Source organism: Amycolatopsis sp. NPDC059027, assembly GCF_042739735.1.
Taxonomy (GTDB): Bacteria; Actinomycetota; Actinomycetes; order Mycobacteriales; family Pseudonocardiaceae; genus Amycolatopsis.
On sequence record NZ_JBHYIK010000002.1, the window covers coordinates 169,513 to 172,328 of the forward strand.

Sequence of the window (2,816 nt, forward strand, 5' to 3'; positions counted from 1 at the left end):
ATGCCCGACGGCGCTCCCGGCAACCCGCCACCGAACCCGGACGACCCGGTACTGAAGCAGCTGAACTTCGACCAGATCGCGCAGCTGGTGAACGAGGTCAGTCCCGACGTCTTCTACCAGCGTGCCGAGGCCTTCGACCGGGCCGCGGCTCGGCTGCAGGACGCCGTCGAGCAGATCCGGCGTCAGCTGAACATCGTGCGGGAGGCGTGGACCGGTGGCGGCGCGGACGACTTCGACGCGCTCGCCAAGGAGGTGACCGGCCGGGTCAGCGGCGTCGTGCAGGTCATGCGCAGCCCCGGGTACGGCGTGGTGCTCCGCGCCGCGGGTGACACGCTCGCCGCCCACCAGCGGCGGATGCGGGACCTGCAGGGGCAGAAGACCGAGCAGGAGAGCAAGCCGCCTGCCCCTGGCGCTCCGCCGCCCGAGGAGACCGCGCGCGTGCACAACGACTCCGCCAGGCAGGTCCTGCTCGACCTGCGGACCGCCTACTGGGACGTCGGCAACCAGCTGCCCGTACTGTCCTATAAGGACACCCGGATCGGCACTGACGCGAACGGCAACGGGCGCGGCAACGGGAACGGGAATGGCAATGGGCAGGGAAACCACGACCGGCCGCTGGTCACCGACATCGGCCTGATCACGCCCGGCGGCGTCGGCGGCGGTCACCCCCACGACGGCCGCGGCAATCCGGTGCATGTGAAGTCGTCCCGGCCGGAGCGGCACGACAACGATTCCGTGGTGCGGCCCGACACGCCGTGGCGGACGGCGGGGCCGGAGCAGCAGCCGGTGGACACGAGGCCGTTGCGGGGGACGAATCCGGTCATCACCCAGCCCGTCCCGGGCCCGTGGCACACGTTCCCCGTCGGCGGCCCGGTAACAGGCAGGCCCGCCCCCCAAGGGCCGGACCGTGAGCGGGACGACGAGGGGCGCGAGTTCCTGCCCCCGGTACTGGGCAAACCGGAGCGGGGGCAGAAGCACTGCCCACCGGACAAGGAACACCGTCCGGACAAGAAGAAGCGCACGGACAGGTCCAAAGTGGAGACCACCGAGCACGTCACCCACCCGGTGGTCTCGAAGCCCGACTTCGTTTCGCCCGAGAGCGAGCCGGTCGGCACCGGCCCGGAGACCGACAAGCCGGGCAAGGTCGTGCCGACGTCGATCGATTCGCCGAAGGGCGCGCCGATCCCCGTCAAGACCGTGCCGGTCGAGGTGCCCAAGGTCGTCACCTCGACCGGGGATCCCGTGTCCGTCACCAATCCGCCCGCGCCGGTCGCCAGCCAGCCCGCGCCGGTCACCACTCAGCCCGCACCGGTCACCGCACAGCAGGCGCCGGTCGGCGTCCCGCTCGCGCCGGTCACCGGCCAGACGCCGCCGGTGCACACCAAGGCGGTCCAGGTGACCGGAATGGACGGTCAGGTCCCGCCGCCCACCACCCAGCACGCCTCCTTCGGGGTGGGCGGTGGTGGCGCCGCCGCCGGTTCCGCGTCCGGGACGTTCAAGCCGGAGGACCGCGGGATGTTCACCCCGGGCAGCGGGGAGACGGGTTCGTTCCAGGGGCTGGACCCGTCCGCCGTTCCGCCGCCGCACGCCCCGGCGCCGAAACCTGGCCATGGTCCTGCCGACCCGATGACGTCGCAGTCCGGCGGCATGCCGATGTCGCCGATGATGATGGGCGGTATGGCCGGGATGGGTGGCCAGGGTGGGCAGCAGAACAGCCGCATGGCGGCGATGCCCGCCGAACCGAGGCCCGACGCCTGGCCGTTGGGGGGCGGTTCGTCCGGCACGCTGGGCCGCCGCGAGCCGGAGCAGAACGAGCCGCGCGAGCTGGCCGACGGTGAGGCACAGGCCAAGCTCACTGAGAAGTTCGCCGAACTGGACCGGCTACTGGAACGAGGGAAATGAACATGATCGACTGGAACTCCACGGATCCCACCCAGGCCGTCGACGAAGCGTGGGCGAAGCTGGAAGAGGAGAAGCAGAAGCTCGCCGAACTCGGCAAGCATTGGGACGAGGAGACCACGACCGTACGCGCCAAGGACCAATCGCTCGAAATGAAGTTCGACGGGCGCGGTGAGCTGACCGACCTGACCTTCAACACCTCGAAGTACCGGTCGATGGCGCCTGCCGAACTGGCCAGTGTCATTGTCGAAACGCTGCGGAAGGGCCGTGCGGAGTCCCAGCAGAAGATTTCGGAGCTGATGGGGGGACCGGGCATTCCCGGGCTGGACCTGGACGGACTGGTCAGTGGGAAGGTCCGGCCGGACGAGATGATCAACTCGCTGATGGGCCCGATGCTCGAAACCCTGAACGGGTTCGGTATCGACATCGAACCGCCGAAGCCGGAGAACCAGCGGCGGGAGGCTCGCGAGAATGGCTGACGAGTTCTACCTCGACGAGGCGGCCTACGACGGGATCATGACCGACCTCCAGAACATCGGGCACAGAATCGGTACCAGCTACAAGGGCCTTGCCGATGTGCTCCTGGAATTCGACGGGGCGTGGGGCAGCGACGACATCGGGAAGGCGTTCGAGAAGAAGTATCTCGGGGAGGGGCCGAACGACGGCGCGCGTGCGGACGTCGTGGCGCTCGGAGGTGTCGAGGACAACCTGGACAAGTCTGGTGACGTCGGGAAGAAGAACGCGAGGAACTTCGCCTCGGTCGACCGGGATACCGCCAAGAAGATGGATCTTCAGTGATGTCCGAACAGTGATGTGATCAAGCCGATCCGGCCGCCTGGTGTCGGGCGGTCGGCAGTGTTCAGTTGAGTAGGCGCACCGGGAATCGCTGCGTAGCCATGGAAAGGAGGTAAAAGATA

Annotated in this window: 3 protein-coding genes; all 3 read left to right on the forward strand. The window is 68.7% G+C overall.

Going from position 1 to position 2,816, the window contains the following annotated elements; translation table 11 throughout:
* From ACFWY9_RS02085 to ACFWY9_RS02095, 3 genes are read left to right on the forward strand one after another with little or no spacing between them, the layout of a single operon-like run.
* Entirely contained in the window at nucleotides 1-1,902 is a 1,902-nt protein-coding gene (locus ACFWY9_RS02085) for a hypothetical protein (RefSeq protein ID WP_378325594.1), read from the forward strand.
* 2 nt (nucleotides 1,903-1,904) lie between these two features.
* A complete protein-coding gene (locus tag ACFWY9_RS02090) occupies nucleotides 1,905-2,378 on the forward strand; it encodes a YbaB/EbfC family nucleoid-associated protein (RefSeq protein WP_378325595.1) in 474 nt (157 codons plus the stop codon).
* Nucleotides 2,371-2,697, forward strand: a complete 327-nt coding sequence (locus tag ACFWY9_RS02095) for a hypothetical protein (protein ID WP_378325596.1) — start codon at nucleotides 2,371-2,373, stop codon at nucleotides 2,695-2,697. The genes ACFWY9_RS02090 and ACFWY9_RS02095 overlap by 8 nt, the downstream gene beginning before the upstream one ends.
* Nucleotides 2,698-2,816: the final 119 nt, after the last annotated feature.